Origin of the sequence: Mycobacterium sp. 852002-51163_SCH5372311 (assembly GCF_001667115.1) — a bacterium.
GTDB lineage: Bacteria > Actinomycetota > Actinomycetes > Mycobacteriales > Mycobacteriaceae > Mycobacterium.
On sequence record NZ_LZIJ01000149.1, the window covers coordinates 1 to 1,095 of the forward strand.

At 58.4% G+C, this 1,095-nt stretch carries 1 protein-coding gene; it reads left to right on the forward strand.

Going from position 1 to position 1,095, the window contains the following annotated elements; translation table 11 throughout:
• Window positions 1-846: hypothetical protein (locus A5791_RS27765; RefSeq protein WP_067231672.1), on the forward strand; the 846-nt coding region annotated here is incomplete at its 5' end.
• Between the last annotated feature and the right edge of the window lie 249 nt (window positions 847-1,095).

The following is a 1,095-nucleotide window of genomic DNA, read 5'->3' on the forward strand; positions in this document are numbered from 1 at the left end:
CACCTCATGGGCTACACCTTCAAGGACTACGACAAGGCAAGCCGCTGGACGTGGAAATTCTTGCGGGACAGCACCGCTGAGCAAGTCCGCGCAATTGCCAACTACGCGCTGGAGGCCGACAACCGTCTGACAACCGGGACGATCTTGCAGCGGCTGTTTGACCCAACGCAGATAGCAAACGAGTGGTCGCACCCGGTGTATGGCCTGTACAACGGTGACACCATGGTTCCACCGGCCTATCTCGGCAAGCAGTTTGCGGCGGCACACCAGCACTACCTCGTTTCCGGTAGCGCCACCATTGATTCCGGAGACCTCGAAACTGCCGTTCGCCATGTGACCGAGCACGGTTTCGGCACTGAATCAAACTCACGGCTGTTGGCGCTGATGAACCCGGCACAGGCGGAAGTGGTGTCAACCTTCAAAGCTGGCGAAGAAAACGCCAGCGGCATTATTGCCAAACACGACTACATTCCGTCCGCTGGCGCTCCGGCCTACTTGCAACCGGAAAATATCGTGGGTCAGGTTGCGCCGGAGTCCTACAACGGTCTTAAGGTGCAGGGTAGCTACGGCGAAACCTGGATTATCCAAAGCGATTTCATTCCGGAAGACTACTTGGCGGTTGTTGCCACCTATGGAGCTAACAGCCCTGACAACGCCATCGGGTTCAGACAGCACCCTCAGCGTCAGTACCAGGGTCTAAGAAATATCCCGGGTATCGGCCCATTTCCATTGCAGGATAGCTTTTTCCAGCGCAGCTTCGGTGTTGGCGTGCGCCGTCGCGGCCAGGCCTGCCTCACGCAGATCAAGGCCAGCGGTTCCTATGACGTGCCGGTGATCCCGAAGTGACGCCTCTAGATTGGCTGCAGACCAATCTGACTGCAGTGGTGGTCGCGGTAGCTCAGGCCGGTGCCACCCTGGCCGGCTCAACTGCTGAAACCAATGTGTCTCAGTCCCATTACTACTCTTGGAGCCGGTTCACAAGATGAGTAGAAGCGGAGCCGACGCGTCCGGTCTCGGTGACCAGCTTGCGCGCAACCTCGCGTATCTGGAAAACGGCGATACCGGCGCTAGCGAGTTCAGTTGGGCCGATGGCCT